This window comes from Lichenihabitans psoromatis (genome assembly GCF_004323635.1).
Classification (GTDB): domain Bacteria; phylum Pseudomonadota; class Alphaproteobacteria; order Rhizobiales; family Beijerinckiaceae; genus Lichenihabitans; species Lichenihabitans psoromatis.
This window is the reverse complement of the sequence record NZ_CP036515.1, coordinates 2,327,658-2,345,790: the sequence shown is the minus strand read 5'-3', so window position 1 is coordinate 2,345,790 and position 18,133 is coordinate 2,327,658. Positions and strand designations below refer to the sequence as shown.

Below are 18,133 nucleotides of genomic sequence, written 5' to 3'. Positions count from 1 at the left end.
GCGCATCCTCGCCGTCTGGAGCACTCTCAATCCCGGTCGGGCGCGCCGAGCGGGAAATAAGCGCGGTATGGTCGCGCCTCCTCGACGCAGCGCGCGACCGAAGGGCGGGCGAGCAAGCGAGCGCGATCGGCTGTTAGCGTGGCGTGCTTGTCGCCGATGCGGTGCACCCAATCGGCGTAGAAGAGCGAGGGGGAGGCGGCGCAGTCGGCAAGGGTGAAGTCCGCCCCACACGCCCAGATGCGGCCCTCCAGTTCGCCGTCGAGCCACGCATAGATTCTGTCCAGGCCGGCGCGGGCGCGCTCGACGCCGTAGGGGTCGCGGTGTTGCTCCGGGCGCAGCGCATCGCCGACCATCACTGTCATCACGTTCATCACGTAGTTGTCGAACACGCGGTCCATCATCCTCACCGTGACCGCCGCCTCGGGGTGGACGGGGATCAAGTGTATCGGACCGGGACGGGACGCTTCGAGATACTCGATGATCGCGGTCGCCTCGAACACCGCGACATCGCCGTCAACGAGCAGTGGGAACTTGCCAACCGCCGAGCGACGGGAAAGCTCGGTGCCATTCTCGGGATGATCGGGATCCACCATCCGGAATGCAGACGGGGTGTCCTTCTCGTAGAGCGCGATCTTCGCCTTCCACGTGTACGATGAGAAGGGGTGACCGAAAAGCTGGACTACCATGTGCCGTCCTTCATTTTGGTTTGCCGTTGGTCCTCACGCTCGCTCCGGATTGGTCCGAAGGACCCTGTTTCAACTCGCCCAGCAGGTTCGTAAGTCGCGATCACGGTGCCCCCTGGCGATACCTGGTGATCGACCAGCTTGAGCGTGCCGGATGGCGTCCCCTCGCCGAACAGCCGCTTGCCGCTGCCAACCATGATCGGGAAGGTGTAGAGCACCAGTCGGTCAAGCAGGCCCGCTGCGAGCAGCGCAGGGTAGATCGTGCTGGAGCCCTGGATTAACAGATCAGGTCCATCGCCCCGCTTCAGCATCGCAACGTCGTCCACGCCGCGCATTCGGTGGCTGTTCGCCCAGGGCAGCGGTTGCGCGCCTTGCGTCAGGACATATTTGTTTGCCGCGGTGAACGCTTCGCCCATCGCCGTGCCCTCACCGTCCACATAGGGCCAGTAGGCAGCAAAGATGTCGTAGGTTCGCCGTCCGAGCAGCAGGTCGTAAAGCCGCGAGATGAAATCGCCGATTGCCGCACCGACCTGATCGTCGGCTAAGGGAAACATCCAGCCGCCGTGCACGAAGCCGCCGGTTGCATCTTCGGATGGCCCGCCCGGCGCCTGAATGACGCCGTCAAGCGACACGAACATCCCGCCGATGATCTTACGCATGGGCGGCTTCCCCGGCGCGCGCCGCTTCGATCCCGGCGATGTCGATCTTCCGCATCGTCATCATCGCTTCCATCACGCGTTTGGCCGCCGCCGGATCGGGATCGGCCATCCCCGCCATCAGCGCGCGGGGCACGATCTGCCACGAAAAGCCCCAGCGGTCCTTGCACCAACTGCACATGCTTTCCGTACCGCCGTTGCCGACGAGAGCGTTCCAGTAGCGATCTGTTTGTTCTTGCGTGTCGGTGAAGACTTGGAAGCTGACCGCCTCGTTGGGGGTGAAGCGAGAGCCACCGTTCAGCCCGACGAACGACTGGCAGAGCAAAGTAAACTCGACGGTGATTTCCTGGCCACGCTTGCTCGACGGATTGTCTGCAGGCGAGTTGAGCGCCGAGCCGACATGCGTATCGGGGAACACGCTGGCGTAAAACTCGGCGGCCTCTCGGGCCTGACCATGGTCGAACCACAGGCAGGTGGTCATCTTTGCCATGATGGTGCTCCCTACTTTCCCCCGACCAACGCGAAGGCGGCGCCTTGCGGATCGGTGCCCATCACGATGTGCATGCCGCCGGGCACTTCGTGCGGGCCCATCGTCACGGTGCCGCCGCCGGCGGCGATCTTCGGGACCGCGGCGTCGATTGAGGGCACATTAAAATAATAAGTCGAGCGCGTCGGCCATCCGGCTCCTGCGGTCATCATCGCACCGATCCGCTTGCCGGCATGATCGATGAAGCAATACTCGCCCATGTCGCCCATCGGACCCGACTTGGACATTGAATTAGGCGGCCGGTAGAAACCGCTCCTGACGCTAAAACCGACTTGGCGGGGGTGCAAAACTCAAGAATTTTTCATGAGTGTTTGGACGCAGCTTTTGATCCCTATCGAAGAGTTAAACTGGACTCTCAATCCGCGGCTCGTGTTCGACAACCTGAACCAAGTCGTGCATTTTTATCGTACGGTAATGCTCTTGCATTCCCTTCAACATCACTTCGAACGGCCATTTGGTTTTGCGGTGCAGGAATCTTTCTACGTTTTTGAGCTTCATATCCGTGCAGCGTGTGACATTCACTAAAGCTGTTTCGCTCCTGTCGCCATCGCACACGAAGAGCATTGGGCCAGGTTCGATCCGTGTTTCTTGCCGTCGGATCGTTGATCTCTTTGCACCTCCTTTAATCGATGAAAAAAAAACCTAGATACCACACACAGATTGCATAATACTTAGACCTTTCTGATAAGACGTCGAAGTGGGTTAGTAGAACATAACTTCAAGTAGACACGCTGCGCAGAACGCCCGCTTTCAACCAAACTCGGATCGACTGTGCATATCGCCAGACTTTTAAAACACGACCGAGACGGCTGGGGAGCGGCTTTGAGCGCTGATGCCAGAAACGGATGTCAGAAAATGGCGATTTCCCCGTCAGCCACAAACGATTCTGACCCCTCAGCGCGCGAGGAACATCGTTTCGTCATCTCGCATGTCGTTCTTGACGGCTCGTTTGACGCCATCTGGTACAGACGGCTCGTCGAGATCGAACGTTCCAAGGCTGGCCAGCGCCGTTCGGATGTCGATCTCGGTTCCCAGAAAATCCATGACGACCCGAGCAGCGGCAATAGAACGGGCCGACGCGTGACTCACGCCGAGCGTCAAGCCGTGTAGTCGCTTGAGGCGACGCCCCTTTGGATAGAGAAGCATGGTTGACACCTCGTTTGACGCACCGCGCTGATGGTCGATGACCATCAGACGGTTGCCCCAATGGCCGACGATGCCCCGGTAGGTCATCAAGCCGATCGTAGTGTCGTCTGTTTCGTCCTCTCCCAGGTAGCGCTGCTTTACGGAGGAGACGAGCAGGTCTCCATCGTAATGCCAATGTGCAAGCTCGCGTTTGATCCGTCTCCCACCAAGATAGGTGTAGAAGTATTTGAAATAGAACCCCTGGTATTCGGACAATCCAGCGCCTGCGCTGGACACAGCGCGAAGAAGGCTCGCTGATCGAGGCAACACCGCAGGCACGTCCTGCGTGGCCAAGCGTCGCTTGAAGGTGGCCGCAAACGTCGCATGCGAGGTGAACAGTTCCTCGTCTTCAAGCCCAAAAAAGTCGCTGATGAGCTTATGGTTGTGGCGCGACGGGGCCGCCGATCCCATGAGGTAGCGATTGAACTGCTGTCGATTAATCGTCAGGCGGCGACACACCTCCGAGACAGACCGATAGTGATCACAACAGAACTGTAGGTTCAGGCGGTAATCCGCCTTGTGCTCAGCGAAGACGATTCGAAACGGGGAAATAACATCGGCCATTGCGGATCCAGCAGCGACGTGCAGCCCGGTCCGCACAAACTCGATGCAAGTTGAGCAAACAATTTCCGTAGCTGCAAGTGCGACGGCGTGGGACGCTGCCTTTTCCCGGCAGGCCAGGTATCGACTATGAGGACTCTTAAAAAGCTGGCGATGACGGTACTGGCCTGGATCGTGGCGCTTTCCATGTCACTGCCGATCATCTGGATGGCGCTGACTGCATTTAAAACCGACCTCGACGCAATCCAAGTTCCACCTAAGATCTTGTTCACGCCGACGCTCGAAAACTTCGCTGCCGCCAATGTCCTGCGTCCGATCCTCAACAGCGCCGTCGAGTCGAGTGGGGCCACCGTGCTCTGCTTCCTGTTGGCTTTTCCGGCCGCGTACGCCCTCGCGTTTCACATGGGGAGGGGTCGGAACGCGATCCTACTCGGCATGTTGATGACGCGCTTCATGCCTGGCATTGGCGTCATGCTGCCCATGTACCTGATCTTCAAGGCCGTTAAGCTGATCGACACGGAGCTCGGGGTGGTCCTTGTCTTTGCGATGATCAACCTACCGATCATGGTCTGGATGCTGTATTCCTACATGCGCGAGATCCCGCGCGACATTCTTGAAAGCGCACGGTTGGACGGTGCGACGGCGAGACAGCAGCTTGTCTACGTGCTGTTGCCCCTCTGCCTTTCGGGCGTCTGCTCGACCGCGCTCCTGTCCGCTGTCCTTTGCTGGAACGAGGCATTCTGGAGCATCCAGCTGACCTCATCTGCGGGCGTTCCCCTCAGCGCCTACATCGCGACGCTGTCCGGCGACCTGCTCTGGGGGAAGCTGTCTGCCGCCTCCCTGCTAGCAGTCGGGCCTATCCTGCTCGTCGGTTGGTTGACGCAACGCACGTTTGTGCGCGGCCTCACCTTCGGCGCTGTGCGGTAGACCGGTAGACGGGCCGAGCGGCCCGAATTGCTCCACGCCCGCGAGCAGATGCTTCTAAACTGATAAGGTTGGGAGCGATCATTTGGTGCGAAACTCAAGATTTGTGCGTCTGATGAACGCGCAGACGGGATTAACCCTTTAGCGGGTGCAGCATTCTCGTGCGGATGTCCGCTGATGGATAAGCCAGCGGCCGTCGCTCCACACTCTCGATAGCGTCTGCTTCCCATTCGTCTGCGTCATTAGCTTCGGACAAATAGCTTCCGATAATCGGTATTTTCGGAGCTAGACGGCTGTTGTCGACCCTTGTTCGACTCTACGACCGCGGGCCTTACCGCCTCAGTGCGCACACCGGTCAACGGTGTAGCTGGACGTCCGGACATCTGTTCGATCCCCTGTTTCCAGCTGACCCGCGGCGCGTAGCCCAGATCACATTTTGCCTTGTCGGTGCTTATAGTGAAGGGCTGTCCGATAAGCCGCAGCATCTGTCGCGTGATGGGCGGCTCGCCCCTGAGGCGGAAGGTCCGCCAGATCGCGCCCATAATCCCTGCCATCGTCCATGCGGTTCCGAACCCAATCGACTTGTCGCCACCGTTGACACAGCGCGTGGCGAGCAGTCCGCCAATTACGCTTTTCAACGTGCCGTCCTCGGCGTCAGCGACGAAGTAGGCTTCACCACCCTTGCCATGGTCAGCCGCCAGAATAAGTGCATCGACCAGATTGTCGACGTGGATCGCGGACATCGCCTGATCGCCACCGCCCGGCCACTGCCACCGGCCCGCACGGACGGTCTCCACCATGTGATCGAGCGTCGGCATGTCTTTGCCCCAGATCATCGGCGGTCGGATTGCGATCGTTTCGAAGCCCGCACGTTTGTGGTTCGCCGCGAGCAGGACTTTTTCACCCTCCGCCTTAGACGATCCGTAGGGCGCAAAGGATCGGTCCTGTCGCGGTGCGCTTTCAATGACGCCGACCATCGGCTCGGGATCGCCCATGACGACCGCCGCTGCACTGACGGCCACAACCCGTCGCACCGACGGTGACGCCGCAGCGGCGTCGACCAGCGTGCGCATCCCGTCCACATTCACCTTGTCGAAGAGCGCGCGAGGCCCCCAAAGCTTGAAGTGTGCCGCGATGTGAAACACGACCTCGGCACCCGTCATCGCACCTCGAAGCGCTGCACTGTCATCGAGGTCGCCGGTCACTGGCGTGGCTCCAAGCTTTCGAACCGCGATGGCCGCATCTCTGCTGCGCGCGAGGGCGTGCACGTCCCAGCCCTGGTCCCGCAGTGCGGCGATCAGGTGACTTCCGACGAATCCCGATCCTCCGGTCACGAACGCGATGCGGTGGGGGGCAGATTGCTGGGAAGTGTCCATGACGGCCTCGCTGGTTTGAGAACCAAGCGTAGGACCTCATCCGTAATGTGTCAACGAACATAATACGTAAAGTGTTTATTATTGCTCAAGGTCGAAAAAGCTACTATGCCATATTGATGCAGACACGAACCTCAGACCGTGATGATGCCGTTTCGGCGGCAGCGATCATCGATGCTGCGCGCTTACAAGTGCGTCGCTTTGGAGAAGCCAAGACAAACGTCGTGGATATCGCGCGCGCCCTTGGCACGTCGCACACTACGATTTATCGACACTTTCGCTCCAAGGCGGACGTATTCGATGCGCTCGTGCTTGCGGTGATGCGCGAGGAGGAGGAACTGGCGGCCGCTTATTTGGATGCGGGCGGAAGTGCTTCCAAACGGTTGGAGTCGATGGTGATGGACTTGCACCAGCGCAAGCGCAACCGCTTCGTCGGTGACCGCGAGATCCACGACCTCTATCGTCGGATCGCCGTCGAACGCCCCGACATCATCGCCGGTTATGCAGAACGCATAACTCTGCTCATCGGCAAGCTCATCGCCCAAGCGGTCCAGCGCGGCGAGTGGAAGATCGACGATGTGGCTACTGCAGCGGGCGTGGTGCGGGATTCGGTGACGACATACATCCACCCGGCCTTTGTCGCCCAGCTCGTCAACGCCGGCGCACCCGTTGAAGATATGGTGCGCGCAACGATCGCGACCCTGGATGGCGCATTCAAAGCCGGCGTGATGTACGGCGTAGCTACGACAGCGACCGCAACCGGCCGTGAGCTCGCCTGACAGGGGTCGGTCCCAACGTCTTTTATAAGAAGGAGATCATCGACTGTTTCGACGGCGTACGCTTTTTAATGCGGGCGAACCGGACACCGGTCGCGGACTGCGGGACATCATCCGCTGGAGGCGGACTCTACAAATGATGCGAATGTCCTTTGTCAAATGGCGAAAAGCACAAAGTGGTCGAAACTTGGCGACAGCCGCCATCCGACTATCGGCGACACATGCCTAAGTTTGATATCTTCTGATAACGGGCAGTCCCAGGCTGAAAGGTGGATCCCAGCCTTCTTTTCGGACCGTCGCGCACCGACTTTAAAAGTCCGTTGGCGAGGCAGCTGCGGCCCGTCGACTTGGTGCAAAAATCAACACTTTCGCAACGCCGGCCAAGCACAACGAAAACAGCAGCTTAGCGTATGCAGATGTTAGTTGCACAAGTCGCGCTCGATCGTACGATCGTGGCATGACAATCATCGGCTATGCGCGTGTCAGCACTGACGGACAGACCCTCGAAGCTCAGAAGGAGACGTTGGCTTCGGCCGGCGCCGAACGCCTCTTCGCGGAGACCGCAAGCGGAGCTCGGACCGATCGCAGGGAACTCGCCAGAGCTCTGAAGACGCTCGGGCCTGGCGATACCCTGCTCGTGACCCGCCTCGACCGACTCGCGCGGTCCACCCGTGATCTCCTGAATGTGCTCGATGCTGTAGCAAAGGCCGGCGCTGGATTTCGCTCGATCCATGATCATTGGGCCGACACCACTACGCCGCACGGTCGCTTGATGCTGACCATCCTGGGAGGTCTGGCCGAGTTTGAGCGCGAGTTGATTCGCTCGCGCACGAGTGAAGGGCGGCAACGGGCCAAGGCCCGCGGCACTCACATGGGTCGGCCAGCAAAACTTACTCGTCATCAAAGGGAAGAGGCCCTGGAAGCGGTCAGTCTCGGCACCGCCACTCAGGCTGACCTGGCCCGTCGGTTCAATGTGCACCAGGCAACGATCTCGCGCCTTGTCCGCGAAGGAGCCATGTCGTGAGTCGATGTCGACGGCCGACCATAAACCCGAAACTTCTCGGCGCTCGACTTCTTTGCGAAGCCGTTTGCCAGCAGGCGAGCTTGAGCGCCGGATCGCTGCAAGCTACTATCAGCTTTCGATGGACCCACTCGCTTGATCCCAGCCTGGACGGCCTTAAACCGGCCCAGCATCGTCGCCCTACTGACACGAGGGCCTTGGGTGCCGGAAGATATCCACGTGGCCAAACTCGCGGAGCCTGAGCACCTCGCCGTGGTGCCCCTTATCCGGGCTACCCGGCTCATGCTGGAACGGGCTCAGGCGAACGGGGGCTTGATGCTCACCAAAGGCGGTGCCTTGTCCCGCGCCGACGTCAAAGCTCTGTTTGACGCAACCGAGTGGCCGAACTTTGACAGGGAAACCGTGCTGGCGATAAACAAGGTCCTGAACGAACACGACGTGCTCCCGATCCTGTTCACGCGGATGATGGCGAAGGAGGCGGGGCTCCTGCGGGCTTACAGGGGCCGCCTCCTGCCCACCAAACGCGCGAAAGAGCTGCTCCAGCCTGAAAAGGCTTCAGACCTCTTCCGGGCCGCATTCGAGACGGTTTTCTGGCGGAGCAACCTGGCTTACCTGGACCGGATGCCGGCCGAACACTGGCCTCAAACCCACATCGGCGTCGTCCTCTGGTGCCTGTCGGTAACTGCCCATGACTGGGGCACGCCCGAGGAGCTGATGGCGACCTGCACCATGCCCGATGGTGAGCTGAGTGCCGCAGCACCCGACTTCCCGGGATTCGCCATGGTGACCCGAGTGCTTCGACCGCTCACCTGGTTCGGGTTGATGGAACTCAAGGACATGGATGCCCATTTGCCGCCCAGGTGGCGTCTGGATCGACGCTACCGGAAGACACCGCTCTTCGACCGCGCCCTGTCGTTCAAGGTCGCGGTGAGGAAGTCGAACCTACCCGTGCAGTAGCAGCCGCGCCCGGTTCGGCTTGAACAGCGCAGGATTCCAAAAGCTTAAGCAATCAGTTGGACCCCTCCAAAAACCACGATCTCTGGCGTAAGCTGGGGTCGAGGCGTTGATGCGCGCTGAGATGGAGTGATCGGGGGGCGAGATCCGTCGGTAGGTGTCTCTCAGATTGGGTTTTCAGGCTTTCGCCTGGTGCTTTGCTGTCAACCAGACAGAACGGCGCATGTTGTAGGCGATGTTGGCCAGTCCGATTTTCACGGTGGCGCGTGCGAGCCCGATGGTACGCACGACCAGCGCCATCGGCCCCTTCTGCCGGGCGAAGACATGCTCGACCGCGGAACGGACCTTCGATCGGGCGTTGTTGGCTCGCGCGATGTTCTTTGCCATCGGACGCCCTGCGGGCTTCTTACGATGGATCTCCGAGCGCAAGCCGCTCGCAGTGAGATGCTGCTCGTTCACTTTCGAGCGGTAGGCCGTGTCCGCCCACACGGTGCTCGCGGTGTTCGCCTTTGAAATCAGGTTGGGCAACTGCGCCCCGTCGTGACGCGCCGCGTGGGTGGCCGTCCAGGTCCGGATCAGACCATGACGCCGGTCGATGCCGATGTGGTTCTTGTAGCCAAAGGCAGGCACCGCCAGGTCGCTGCGTGGCGAGCCATCGTCCGATGGCTTCGCCTTGGAGAACTTGACCGTCCAGCGCGCGTCCCGGTCCTTCTGCGCGAGCTTGGCCGGCTTGTCCGCCCAGCCCGCCGGAACCCGGCCGGCCCGGATGTCGACCTTCTCGCCATCGGTGTTGCGCTGCTTGGGCGCAGACACGATCGTGGCGTCGATGATCTGCCCGCCCATGGCGAGGAAACCCGCCTTGGTCAGCGCCGCCTCGTAGGCGCGGAACAGCACCGTGATGGCGGGTGTGTCTCCAATTATCGCTCGGGTGAGGGCTTCGCGGAAGGTCCAGATCGTGTTGGCATCCGGCACTGGATCGGACAGGCCGAGGCCCAGAAACCGCATGAACGACAGCCGGTCCTTGATCAGGAACTCGGTCCGCTCGTCCGACAGCGAGTGGCTCGCCTGAAGAATAAGCACCTTCCACATGAACACATGATCGAACGGCGGCCGCCCACCCTTGCGGCCGTCCGAGCGCGGCACGGCCTGGGCGAAATCGGACCGGAAAGCTTCGAAATCGACGATCGCCGTGAGCCGCTCAAGATCGTCGCCCTTGGCCGAAATCGCCTTCAGCCGCTCGTCAATGTCGAAGAACCCTGCCTGGCCGCGCATCGCCCTGCCTCCTACCCGCCGAACCCCATGGAATCACGGCCGGGTCGAAACCGCGAGGTATTTGGAGGTGTCCAACCTTTCACTCGATGTTAATCCTAAACGCGCTTCATGCTCCCTGAAATACGTGAGGTTGCAGTAGGTGATGGATTGGCTCTCTGAAAACAGTCTGGCGCGTTCCGTACTCGACGCTCTCACGTCGAGCATTTGCGTCATTGACCGCGAGGGGACCATCCGCGCTGAAAATGGGGCTTGGCAGCAGTTCTCCACCACTAACGGAGGCGGCGAATCTTACATTGGCGCGAACTACTTAGAAAATTGCATGAAGACGAGCGATGATCCGTCGGACGATGCGCATCGATTTGCAGAAGCGATAAGAGACGTCATAAACGGAAAGCGAGAACGATTTGAGGCTGAGTATCCCTGTCACTCACCTAACGAAAAACGCTGGTTCCTAGCGCGGGTGACGCCATTGAAATCAGCCCTCAACACTATGGCGGGTGAAGAACTTCTGGGAGCCGTGATCTCGCACCAGAACATCACGGACAGAAAGCTGCTGGAGCTAAGGCTGAAACGGCTTGCCAATACCGATGATCTTACTGGTCTACAGTCCCGCCGTTCTGTCATAGATACTATAGACAAAAGGTCTGCTGACTTAAAGACTGGCAGCGTATTAGCGTTGTTTTTACTGGATCTAGACAACTTCAAGAGTATAAACGACACGTTAGGCCACGATGTTGGCGACCTTGTGATTAAGCAAGTCGCACATAGAGTATCGACGTTGATCCCCCGATTTCCCTCCTTTATCGCTGGGCGTATGGGAGGCGACGAATTTGCATTGCTCCTGGAAGTCAAACGGCCTTGGGCCGTGGTTCCGATTGCGGAAGAAATTCTTAACCTACTAGGAAAGCCTTACTCAATTCAAGGAGAACTCGTTCAGTTTAGCGCCTCAGTTGGAATAGCATTCTACCCAACGGACGCTGCCACGCCGCTATTATTGCTCAAGGCTGCTGATCTCGCGTTGTATAAGGCTAAGAACGGCGGGCGAAACCGCTACGTATTCTACACGGACACGTTGCTTAAGGCGGCAGAGCAGCGCCAGACGCTTTTTAAAGAGGTTCGATCCGGCATTCTCCGCAACGAGTTCGTAGCGTACTTCCAGCCTATCGTGCGGCTAAAAGACAAGTCCCTGTTGGGACTTGAAGCCTTGATACGGTGGCAGCATCCAGAGAGGGGACTACTCACCCCGGCCGACTTCCTCCCCGCACTTAAAGACGAGAACTTTGGGCGCGAACTTTCTCAGGTGGTGCTCCTTCAGGTAATCCAGCACCTTTCTGTGTGGCCCGCCATCTGCGTGAGCGTTAATCTAACTTCTGGCCAGCTTCGAAATGCCAACTTCGTGGATTTCCTCTGCCGTCAGACTTTGGCGCACTCGGTCAAACCGGAGCAAGTCAAACTAGAAATAACGGAAGATGTAGTGATAGGCGACAGCGAACATCGCCTGACATTAACGCTTGCACGTTTGCAAGACGCCGGGTTCAAAACTTCGCTGGACGATTTTGGCACCGGGTATGCGTCGCTTTCACACCTTTCGCGGTTTCCTTTGGACGAAATCAAGATCGACATGTCATTTGTAAGACAGTTGAGTACAAGCCGCCAAGCCAGGTCCGTCGTGCGCTCCGTCACACACCTTGCCCACGAACTCGGCCTCAACGTAGTAGCCGAAGGAATTGAAGATGCGGAAATCGAGGGTATCGTCGCTGCCCTAGGATGCGACAACGGTCAAGGGTATCTGTTTGGAAAGCCACAGTCTGCTTCCGCCATCCCAAACCTTATAAAGAAGTGGCCTTATTCCTCGCGAGCGTTAAGCGCCATTCCGGGGCCGAATTTGAGAAGTAGCTCTAAATAGCCAGCCGCGACACGCAGATCGACAGGTGTGAGATTTTGCTGATCGGAACGGAGCCGCTCCGCCAAGGCTAGTAACTCGTCCGAGGAGTCCGGCTCCAGTTTTTTCAACTCCGAACCCGCTGTTCTGCACGCCGCCAATAGAATAGACGTGAAATCGTAGGCTTGCTCCACTGTCAAATGCATCTCGGCTTCAATCACGGGCGCGATACCTGACTGGGTAATATGAATCACAACACCGTCGGACGTTGACCAACTGACATGAACGGCCCCGCTTGCGGTCTCAATGAGGTCTGAGCGTTCGGTCATTGACTCTCCCGAGAGCTACCGATGTGCGCGGGCAGCCACTGGCGCGGGCCATTGTGGTAGCCTCTCGATATACACTTGCATCAACGCAATCGTCTGGCAAATTCTCGCCTTTCGGTCCCTTCCTTCGGGCACAGTTCGGCGAAGAGGTCGCTAAACACGGCAGGCACTTCAGGGTATATCCCAATGTGACGTCACCTCACTACGATGCCTGATCGTCACTTCTGGGTTGACACCGCCTATTTGTGACAAGGTAGCCTCAGGGCTAATACCAACTCTCGATGAGCGAGACTCACGGCCTATGCGAATCGGCTGAAGGCTGAATCAATGGGGCGGACCAGGAGTGTCCGCCATGAGCACGCCCATCGCCCTGCGCGCCGATTATGACGCTGATGCATTGAGAAGAGCTGCGAAGGCGACCAAGGACGCCGCGCAAGGCCGGCGTCTGCTGGCCTTGGCGGAGATCTACGACGGCGGCACGCGCACGGACGCGGCCCGAATCGGTGGGGTGGGATTGCAGACGGTCCGGGATTGGGTACTTGCCTTCAACACGGATGGCCCCGATGGGCTGATTGCTGGCAAGGCCCCCGGCAACCCCTCCAAGCTGGACGACGCGCAGCGCCCGGCCCTGGCGCGCATCATCGAGAGCGGACCGATCCCGGCGATCCATGGCGTGGTGCGCTGGCGATTGCGCGACCTTGCCCGGTGGGTGTTTGAGGAGTTCCGCATCAGCCTGGACGAGACGACGGTCAGCCGCGAGGTGCGCAAGCTCGGCTTCCGCAAGCTGACGGCCCGCCCTCAGCACTATGCGCAGAGCGAGCCCGCCATGGCGGCTTTTAAAAAACCCTCCCGACCCAATTGGCGGCGATCAAAGCCACCCTCCCGGCTCACACCCCTATAGAGTTGTGGTGGCAGGACGAGGCCAGGGTAGGTCAGAAGAATACCATCAGCCGGCGCTGGGCCAAGCGAGGGACGCGTCCGCGTGCGCCGCACGATCAGCGAACCAAATGGGCCTATATCTTCGGGGCAATCTGTCCGGCCAAGGGCAAAGGAGCCGGTCTCGTCATGCCGTGGTGCGATACCGAGGCCATGACCGAGCACCTCAAGGAGATCAGCGCGGCCGTCGATCTTGGCGCGCACGCCGTTCTCATGCTCGACCAAGCTGGATGGCACGGATCGGCCAAGCTCGCCGTGCCCGCCAATATCACCCTCCTGCCACTCCCGCCTCGCTCCCCTGAGCTGAACCCGGTCGAAAACGTCTGGCAGTTCATGCGCGACAACTGGCTGTCAAACCGAGTGTTGGTCTCCTACGACGACATCGTCGGCCATTGCTGCGACGCCTGGAACAAGCTCACCGACCAGCCGTGGAGAATTATGAGCCTGGGACGCCGAGAGTGGGCACACGGGTTCTGATTAGTGCCGCTTGGTATTATTGCTTGCTCGATGGGCATTTTATCCTCCAAATTACATTGACATATGAGGTCCGGAAAAACTCATCGAACACTCTATAAATACATCTGGACGACTGCAAAAAGCGGAAAACTTTTAGGCGTTTTTAAATAGTGGATATGCAGATCTGATTTCTCATATTCCCGCGTACCACTGGTAGCCGCTGTCCTCCCAGTAGCCGCCCTTGCCCTGGCCGATGTCCTTGAAATCCTCCATGAGCTGGATGCGCTTGATGTACTTCGTCATCTTGTAGCCAAGCTGCCTCTCGACGCGGAGGCGCAGCGGGGCCCCGTACTTCACCTCCAGCGGCTTGCCGCCCATGTCATAGGCGAGGATGGTCTGCGGGTGCCGTGCGGCGAGAAGGTCGACGCTCCCGTAGAACGGAGTGGGACCGGACGGATCCCCGTCGTCCATCGTGTCGAAGCAGTAGAAGACGACGTAACGCGCCGTCGCCTTCACGCCGGCCCGGTCCAGCACGCCCTGCAATGGCGTGCCGGTCCACTGGCCGATGCAGCTCCATCCCTCAACGCAGTCGTGCCGGGTGATCTGCGTCCGGGCGGGCATGGCGCGAAGCTCCGCCAACGTCAGCTCCAGCGGACGCTCGACCAAGCCGTCGACGACCAGCTTGTAGGCAACGAAGCTCTTGGCGGCCATCGCCTTGTAGTGCTCGTCGTCGGGATCGGTGGAGCCGTTGGCATAAAACATTGTCGAGACGTCGCTAAACTCGTATTCCGGGGCCAGTTGTTCAGAACCGAGGATCGCTTCCTGGGCCGTTCGGTTCAACCCACCGACACCATCGAGGACCTGCCTCGCGAAGGGGTTGTCGGTGATCTTCTCGCAGCCGGCGAGGCCCAGGGCGGCGATCGCGGCCGCTCCCCTCGTCAGGATGGTGCGTCGTGTCGTCGGACGATCAACCATGGGTCCCGCGCTCCTGCCCGATGTCGTACCAGCCGCTGATCATCGAACGCATGTTGTTGAAGAGCCCGGACAAGAGCACCAGGGCCACGTGGACGAGCACGAACAGCACGACCCCGAACGCAGCGAAGAAGTGAACCGAACGTGCGGTCTGCCGGCCCCCGAAGATATGAAGGAGAAAGGGAAACGCGGCGTCGAGGCCCGGCGACATGGTCCAGCCCGCCACGACCAGGAGCGGCAGAAGGACGAGGGCGACCAGGAAGTACGTGATCTTCTGGATGGCGTTGTACTGCCGCGCTTTTTCCCCCTTGGGAAAGCGAAGCCTGGCGTGATCGAGAATCTCGCCGCCGATATGCCGCCATTGAAAGCGGCTCGGTACGAAGTCGCGACGGAAGTGGCGGGTCGCGAAACCCCAGACGAGGTAGACGAGGCCGTTGGCGACGAACAGCCAAGCGAATGTGAAGTGAATGGCTCGTCCGGTGCCGAGGTCCTGCTCGCCAGGCAGCGTCGCCCAAGACGGAAAGGCACGCTCGGTCGGTTTGCCCTCGAAGTCTGACATCCCGAGGACGCCTGTCGTGTCGAAGCGATGCACGCCGATCCGAACGTATCCCCGCGCCTTGCCGTCGACCTTGTCGGAATCGATGGCGACGGGCGGATGATCGAAATCGGTCTTGTTGCCGAAGTCGAGTTGCGGCCGAGCGTTGAAAATCTGGAGGCCGCTCATCAGCAGCATGGTCAGGCACAGCACCGTGATCCAGTGAGTCACGCGAACCACGACGCTATGGCGCTTCACCAGCGTGACGAGGTGCTGTTTCTTGCCCTTGGGAACGGCGTCGTCGTTCGACACGACGGGATCGTTCCGCTCCGCTTCGGCCAGTGACACTGAAGTTCCGATCGCTACTACCGAGGAGCCGAGAAACTCACTCAAAGACCGTATGGTCGACGCTCGATGCAAATTTCACTCGGACTTCGAGGCCTCGCACAACGTCGTGGTAAGTCGGCGATAAATATTCGCATAGTGGAAATGCATATTTGCACGGACCGCACAGCGCATCGTGCCGCCGCGTCTCACGTAACTACTGTACATAGCCATTCGGAGTCCGATCTGGGCCTGAATAATGGGCATGGGAGACGATATGACCAGCGCAATCCTTAACGAACCCGATTACGGGAGCAATTCCCGACGTTCCATCCTGAAATGGGCCGGTGTCACAGCAGTTGCAGCGGTCGCCTTCGGCGTCGATGTGCCCGGCCTGAAACTGAACCAAGCGTTCGCCCAGGCCGGGGTCGACCTTGGCGCCGGGGACCTCGGCGTCTTGAACTACGCCTACGCCCTGGAGCAGCTCGAAGCGGCCTTCTACACCCAAGTCCTCGCCTCTCCCTATGAAGGTATGACTCGGGGAGAACGTTCGCTCCTCCAGGACATCAAGGCGCATGAGATCGCACACAGGACGTTTTTCGCCCGGGCCCTCGGCGGCAATCGCATCCCCGACCTGACACCCAACTTCGCCGCCATCGACTTTTCCCGCCGAGAATCGGTTCTCGGTACCGCTTCGACCTTCGAGGACCTCGGCGTGGCCGCCTACAACGGCGGCGGCGCTGCGATCCAAAGCCCGAAGTACCTGGCGATCGCTGGTTCGATTGTGTCGGTCGAAGCGCGGCACGCCGCAACCATCCACGCCATCGTCGGCGACTTCGGCCCGATCGACCAGAACGGCCTCGACCGGGCGCTGCTGCCGTCCCAGGTCCTGCCGATGGTCGCACCCTTCATCGCGACGCCCGTCGCCGCCTCGCAACTTCCCTGATCCCTCCGAAAGGACTCACCGTATGTCCACCGACATCGCCATTCTCGACGGGATCGATCCCGACCTCTCCAACCGCCTGATCAAACGGCGCGATCTCTTCGCAGGCGCAGCCCTCAAGCTCGGCGCCCTTGCGACCGCCCCGATGATGCTGGCCGCCGTCTCGTCGGAGGCCTTCGCGCAGGTGCCGCAACAGGTCGCGGACATCCTGAACTTCGCGCTGACACTGGAATACCTGGAAGACGAGTTCTACCGGACGGCGCTGGCCCAGGGCGGGCTCATCCCCGACTATGCCGGAGCTACGTTCCAGGTCATCAGCCAGCACGAAACCGCGCACGTCGCGCTGCTCCAATCCGTGCTCGGGGGCGCGGCGATCGCCAAGCCGGAGTTCGACTTCACGGCGCGCGGGAAATACCGCGACGTGTTCCAGAACTTCAAGACGTTCGCGGCGGTGTCGCAGGCGTTGGAAGACACCGGCGTCGCCGCCTACAAGGGGCAGGCACCCAACCTCGTCGGCGGCGGCAAGCTGCTCACGACGGCGTTGCAGATCCATTCGGTCGAGGCGCGACATGCGGCTTCGGTGCGGCTGCTGCGCAAGCAGAAGCCCTGGACCGGCGCCTTCGACAAGCCGCTCAGCAAGGCGCAGGTACTGGCGATCGCAGGTCCGTTCATCGCGGGATGATCCCGCATTGAAGGCATAACAGGAGAACACCCATGACAAAGACCAAGAGCCTGATCCTCGCGTGCGCGGCCATCGCCTGCTCACTCGGCGCCGCCATAGCGCCGGCCTCCGCGCAGATGATGAAGAAGCCGATGATGCATAAGTCCATGATGCACGGCAAGATGATGCACGGCAAGATGATGAATAAGAAAATGATGATGCACAAGAAGATGATGCATCGCATGTGATTTTAAAACGAGACGCTTCCTCAAGGAGGGCGTCTCGACTTTTGCTCGGGTGAAGATATCACAATGACTTTGATTATCGAATTCTGTTGATACGCAAAGAGCGTTGCGATGCTAGAGCGCCCGTGATTTCATATATGCATCTCGACTATGCTTAAATTTGCGCCTCGCCAAGTGATCCGGCCCTTATGATAATGTCTGCCACAGGGACCCGGTAAATCCCAAGGGCCGCCATCGATACCAACGCGCATCGGTGACGAGTGAGGTGGTCCGCGCCGGGTTGCGGTCATCTCACGAGATTTAGCCGCTCGATGGGGTTCGTGCTTTTCGGGCGTTGGGAGAAGCTTCATGGCGGAACAAGCCGATAAGTCAGGCCAGCAGAAGGACGCGGAGTCCGTTGTCGAAGGCTTCCGCGAGGACCTCGGTCCCTTCGTCGTAGCCGCCGAGACGACAAGGATGCCGATGGTATTCTGCAACGCAAGGGCGCCGGACAAGCCGATCGTGTTCGTCAATCAGGCCTTCCTCGACCTCACGGGTTACGACGAACATGAGGTGCTTGGCCAAAAGTTCGGTTTCCTGATCCAAAGCGGCAACGACCCCGAAGCGATGACGCAGATCCAGACCGCCTTCGAGGGCGGTCGCGACCTCGATACGCCGCTTCGCTTTCACCGCAAGGACGGCAGTACGATCTGGGTTTCCGTCTTCATCAGTCAGGTCCGGGACGATGCCGGTGCCGTCGTGCAGCACTTCGCCTCTTTCGTGAACGTGACTTCGCACAAGAGCGAACTGGAGCGGCTCAGGCTCAAGCTCGACGATCTGAAACACCGAACGCAGGATGTGAAATCGCCCGCAATAATGACCCCCTGAGGGGCGGTTTTCGCGCCCGATCGTGACCCCCTCG

21 protein-coding genes are annotated in these 18,133 nt (G+C 59.8%); 10 read left to right on the top strand and 11 right to left on the bottom strand.

Annotated elements, in window-relative coordinates; genetic code table 11:
• Positions 1-26: 26 nt before the first annotated feature.
• From EY713_RS10975 to EY713_RS10950, 6 genes are all read right to left on the bottom strand, one after another.
• Positions 27-686, bottom strand: coding sequence for a glutathione S-transferase family protein (locus EY713_RS10975; protein ID WP_131114811.1), 660 nt, complete (start codon positions 684-686; stop codon positions 27-29).
• A complete protein-coding gene (locus EY713_RS10970; RefSeq protein WP_131114810.1) occupies positions 680-1,342 on the bottom strand; it encodes a dihydrofolate reductase family protein in 663 nt (220 codons plus the stop codon). The genes EY713_RS10975 and EY713_RS10970 overlap by 7 nt, the downstream gene beginning before the upstream one ends.
• Positions 1,335-1,829 carry a VOC family protein gene (locus tag EY713_RS10965; RefSeq protein ID WP_131114809.1) on the bottom strand — a complete coding sequence of 165 codons (495 nt, stop codon included), beginning with the start codon at positions 1,827-1,829 and terminating at the stop codon, positions 1,335-1,337. The genes EY713_RS10970 and EY713_RS10965 overlap by 8 nt, the downstream gene beginning before the upstream one ends.
• 11 nt (positions 1,830-1,840) lie before the next feature.
• Positions 1,841-2,113, bottom strand: a complete 273-nt coding sequence (locus EY713_RS10960; protein ID WP_131114808.1) for a VOC family protein — start codon at positions 2,111-2,113, stop codon at positions 1,841-1,843.
• 115 nt (positions 2,114-2,228) lie between these two features.
• Complete coding sequence (locus tag EY713_RS23570) at positions 2,229-2,465, bottom strand: hypothetical protein (protein WP_425374364.1); 237 nt, start codon at positions 2,463-2,465, stop codon at positions 2,229-2,231.
• Between the two features lie 315 nt (positions 2,466-2,780).
• Positions 2,781-3,671: a hypothetical protein gene (locus tag EY713_RS10950; protein ID WP_131114807.1), complete on the bottom strand. Its 891-nt coding sequence runs from the start codon at positions 3,669-3,671 to the stop codon at positions 2,781-2,783.
• A gap of 90 nt (positions 3,672-3,761) precedes the next feature.
• Here EY713_RS10950 and EY713_RS10945 point away from each other — a divergent pair, with 90 nt between their 5' ends.
• Entirely contained in the window at positions 3,762-4,559 is a 798-nt protein-coding gene (locus tag EY713_RS10945; protein ID WP_131114806.1) for a carbohydrate ABC transporter permease, read from the top strand.
• Positions 4,560-4,798: 239 nt separating this feature from the next.
• On the opposite strand, the gene EY713_RS10940 is transcribed toward EY713_RS10945, so the two are convergent.
• A complete protein-coding gene (locus EY713_RS10940; RefSeq protein ID WP_131114805.1) occupies positions 4,799-5,932 on the bottom strand; it encodes an NAD-dependent epimerase/dehydratase family protein in 1,134 nt (377 codons plus the stop codon).
• A 47-nt stretch (positions 5,933-5,979) separates the two neighbouring features.
• Here EY713_RS10940 and EY713_RS10935 point away from each other — a divergent pair, with 47 nt between their 5' ends.
• The 3 genes from EY713_RS10935 (at position 5,980) to EY713_RS10925 (ending at position 8,683) form a co-directional block, all read left to right on the top strand.
• Positions 5,980-6,708: a TetR/AcrR family transcriptional regulator gene (locus tag EY713_RS10935; RefSeq protein WP_210215261.1), complete on the top strand. Its 729-nt coding sequence runs from the start codon at positions 5,980-5,982 to the stop codon at positions 6,706-6,708.
• Positions 6,709-7,162: 454 nt separating this feature from the next.
• A complete protein-coding gene (locus EY713_RS10930; RefSeq protein ID WP_131114804.1) occupies positions 7,163-7,729 on the top strand; it encodes a recombinase family protein in 567 nt (188 codons plus the stop codon).
• Between the two features lie 198 nt (positions 7,730-7,927).
• A complete protein-coding gene (locus EY713_RS10925) occupies positions 7,928-8,683 on the top strand; it encodes a hypothetical protein (RefSeq protein WP_131114803.1) in 756 nt (251 codons plus the stop codon).
• 174 nt (positions 8,684-8,857) lie between these two features.
• On the opposite strand, the gene EY713_RS10920 is transcribed toward EY713_RS10925, so the two are convergent.
• Positions 8,858-9,952 carry an IS5 family transposase gene (locus tag EY713_RS10920; protein ID WP_131114802.1) on the bottom strand — a complete coding sequence of 365 codons (1,095 nt, stop codon included), beginning with the start codon at positions 9,950-9,952 and terminating at the stop codon, positions 8,858-8,860.
• A gap of 142 nt (positions 9,953-10,094) precedes the next feature.
• Here EY713_RS10920 and EY713_RS10915 point away from each other — a divergent pair, with 142 nt between their 5' ends.
• The gene (locus EY713_RS10915) at positions 10,095-11,858 is read left to right on the top strand and encodes a putative bifunctional diguanylate cyclase/phosphodiesterase (RefSeq protein ID WP_245573002.1); all 1,764 of its coding nucleotides are present in this window, start codon (positions 10,095-10,097) and stop codon (positions 11,856-11,858) included.
• Here EY713_RS10915 and EY713_RS10910 read toward each other — a convergent pair.
• Positions 11,798-12,163, bottom strand: a complete 366-nt coding sequence (locus tag EY713_RS10910; protein WP_131114800.1) for a hypothetical protein — start codon at positions 12,161-12,163, stop codon at positions 11,798-11,800. The two genes, EY713_RS10915 and EY713_RS10910, sit on opposite strands and share 61 nt — an antisense overlap.
• Before the next feature lie 349 nt (positions 12,164-12,512).
• Here EY713_RS10910 and EY713_RS10905 point away from each other — a divergent pair.
• A protein-coding gene (locus EY713_RS10905; RefSeq protein ID WP_131114799.1) for an IS630 family transposase occupies positions 12,513-13,573 on the top strand; the annotation gives its coding sequence in 2 pieces (ribosomal slippage) (positions 12,513-13,005 and positions 13,005-13,573; 1,062 coding nt in all).
• Positions 13,574-13,744: 171 nt separating this feature from the next.
• Here the strand turns inward: EY713_RS10905 and EY713_RS10900 are convergent.
• Together EY713_RS10900 and EY713_RS10895 are read right to left on the bottom strand one after the other, a co-directional pair.
• Complete coding sequence (locus tag EY713_RS10900; protein ID WP_131114798.1) at positions 13,745-14,527, bottom strand: molybdopterin-dependent oxidoreductase; 783 nt, start codon at positions 14,525-14,527, stop codon at positions 13,745-13,747.
• Positions 14,520-15,371, bottom strand: a complete 852-nt coding sequence (locus tag EY713_RS10895) for a cytochrome b/b6 domain-containing protein (RefSeq protein ID WP_131119571.1) — start codon at positions 15,369-15,371, stop codon at positions 14,520-14,522. The genes EY713_RS10900 and EY713_RS10895 overlap by 8 nt, the downstream gene beginning before the upstream one ends.
• Positions 15,372-15,660: 289 nt before the next feature.
• Between EY713_RS10895 and EY713_RS10890 the strand changes: the two genes are divergently transcribed.
• The 4 genes from EY713_RS10890 (at position 15,661) to EY713_RS10875 (ending at position 18,099) form a co-directional block, all read left to right on the top strand.
• On the top strand, positions 15,661-16,329 hold the full coding sequence (locus tag EY713_RS10890) for a ferritin-like domain-containing protein (RefSeq protein WP_210215260.1): 669 nt from the start codon (positions 15,661-15,663) through the stop codon (positions 16,327-16,329).
• 22 nt (positions 16,330-16,351) lie between these two features.
• Positions 16,352-17,008 carry a ferritin-like domain-containing protein gene (locus EY713_RS10885; protein WP_131114796.1) on the top strand — a complete coding sequence of 219 codons (657 nt, stop codon included), beginning with the start codon at positions 16,352-16,354 and terminating at the stop codon, positions 17,006-17,008.
• A 32-nt stretch (positions 17,009-17,040) separates the two neighbouring features.
• Positions 17,041-17,235, top strand: a complete 195-nt coding sequence (locus tag EY713_RS10880) for a hypothetical protein (RefSeq protein ID WP_131114422.1) — start codon at positions 17,041-17,043, stop codon at positions 17,233-17,235.
• A 345-nt stretch (positions 17,236-17,580) separates the two neighbouring features.
• A complete protein-coding gene (locus EY713_RS10875; RefSeq protein ID WP_131114795.1) occupies positions 17,581-18,099 on the top strand; it encodes a PAS domain-containing protein in 519 nt (172 codons plus the stop codon).
• Positions 18,100-18,133 lie beyond the last annotated feature (34 nt).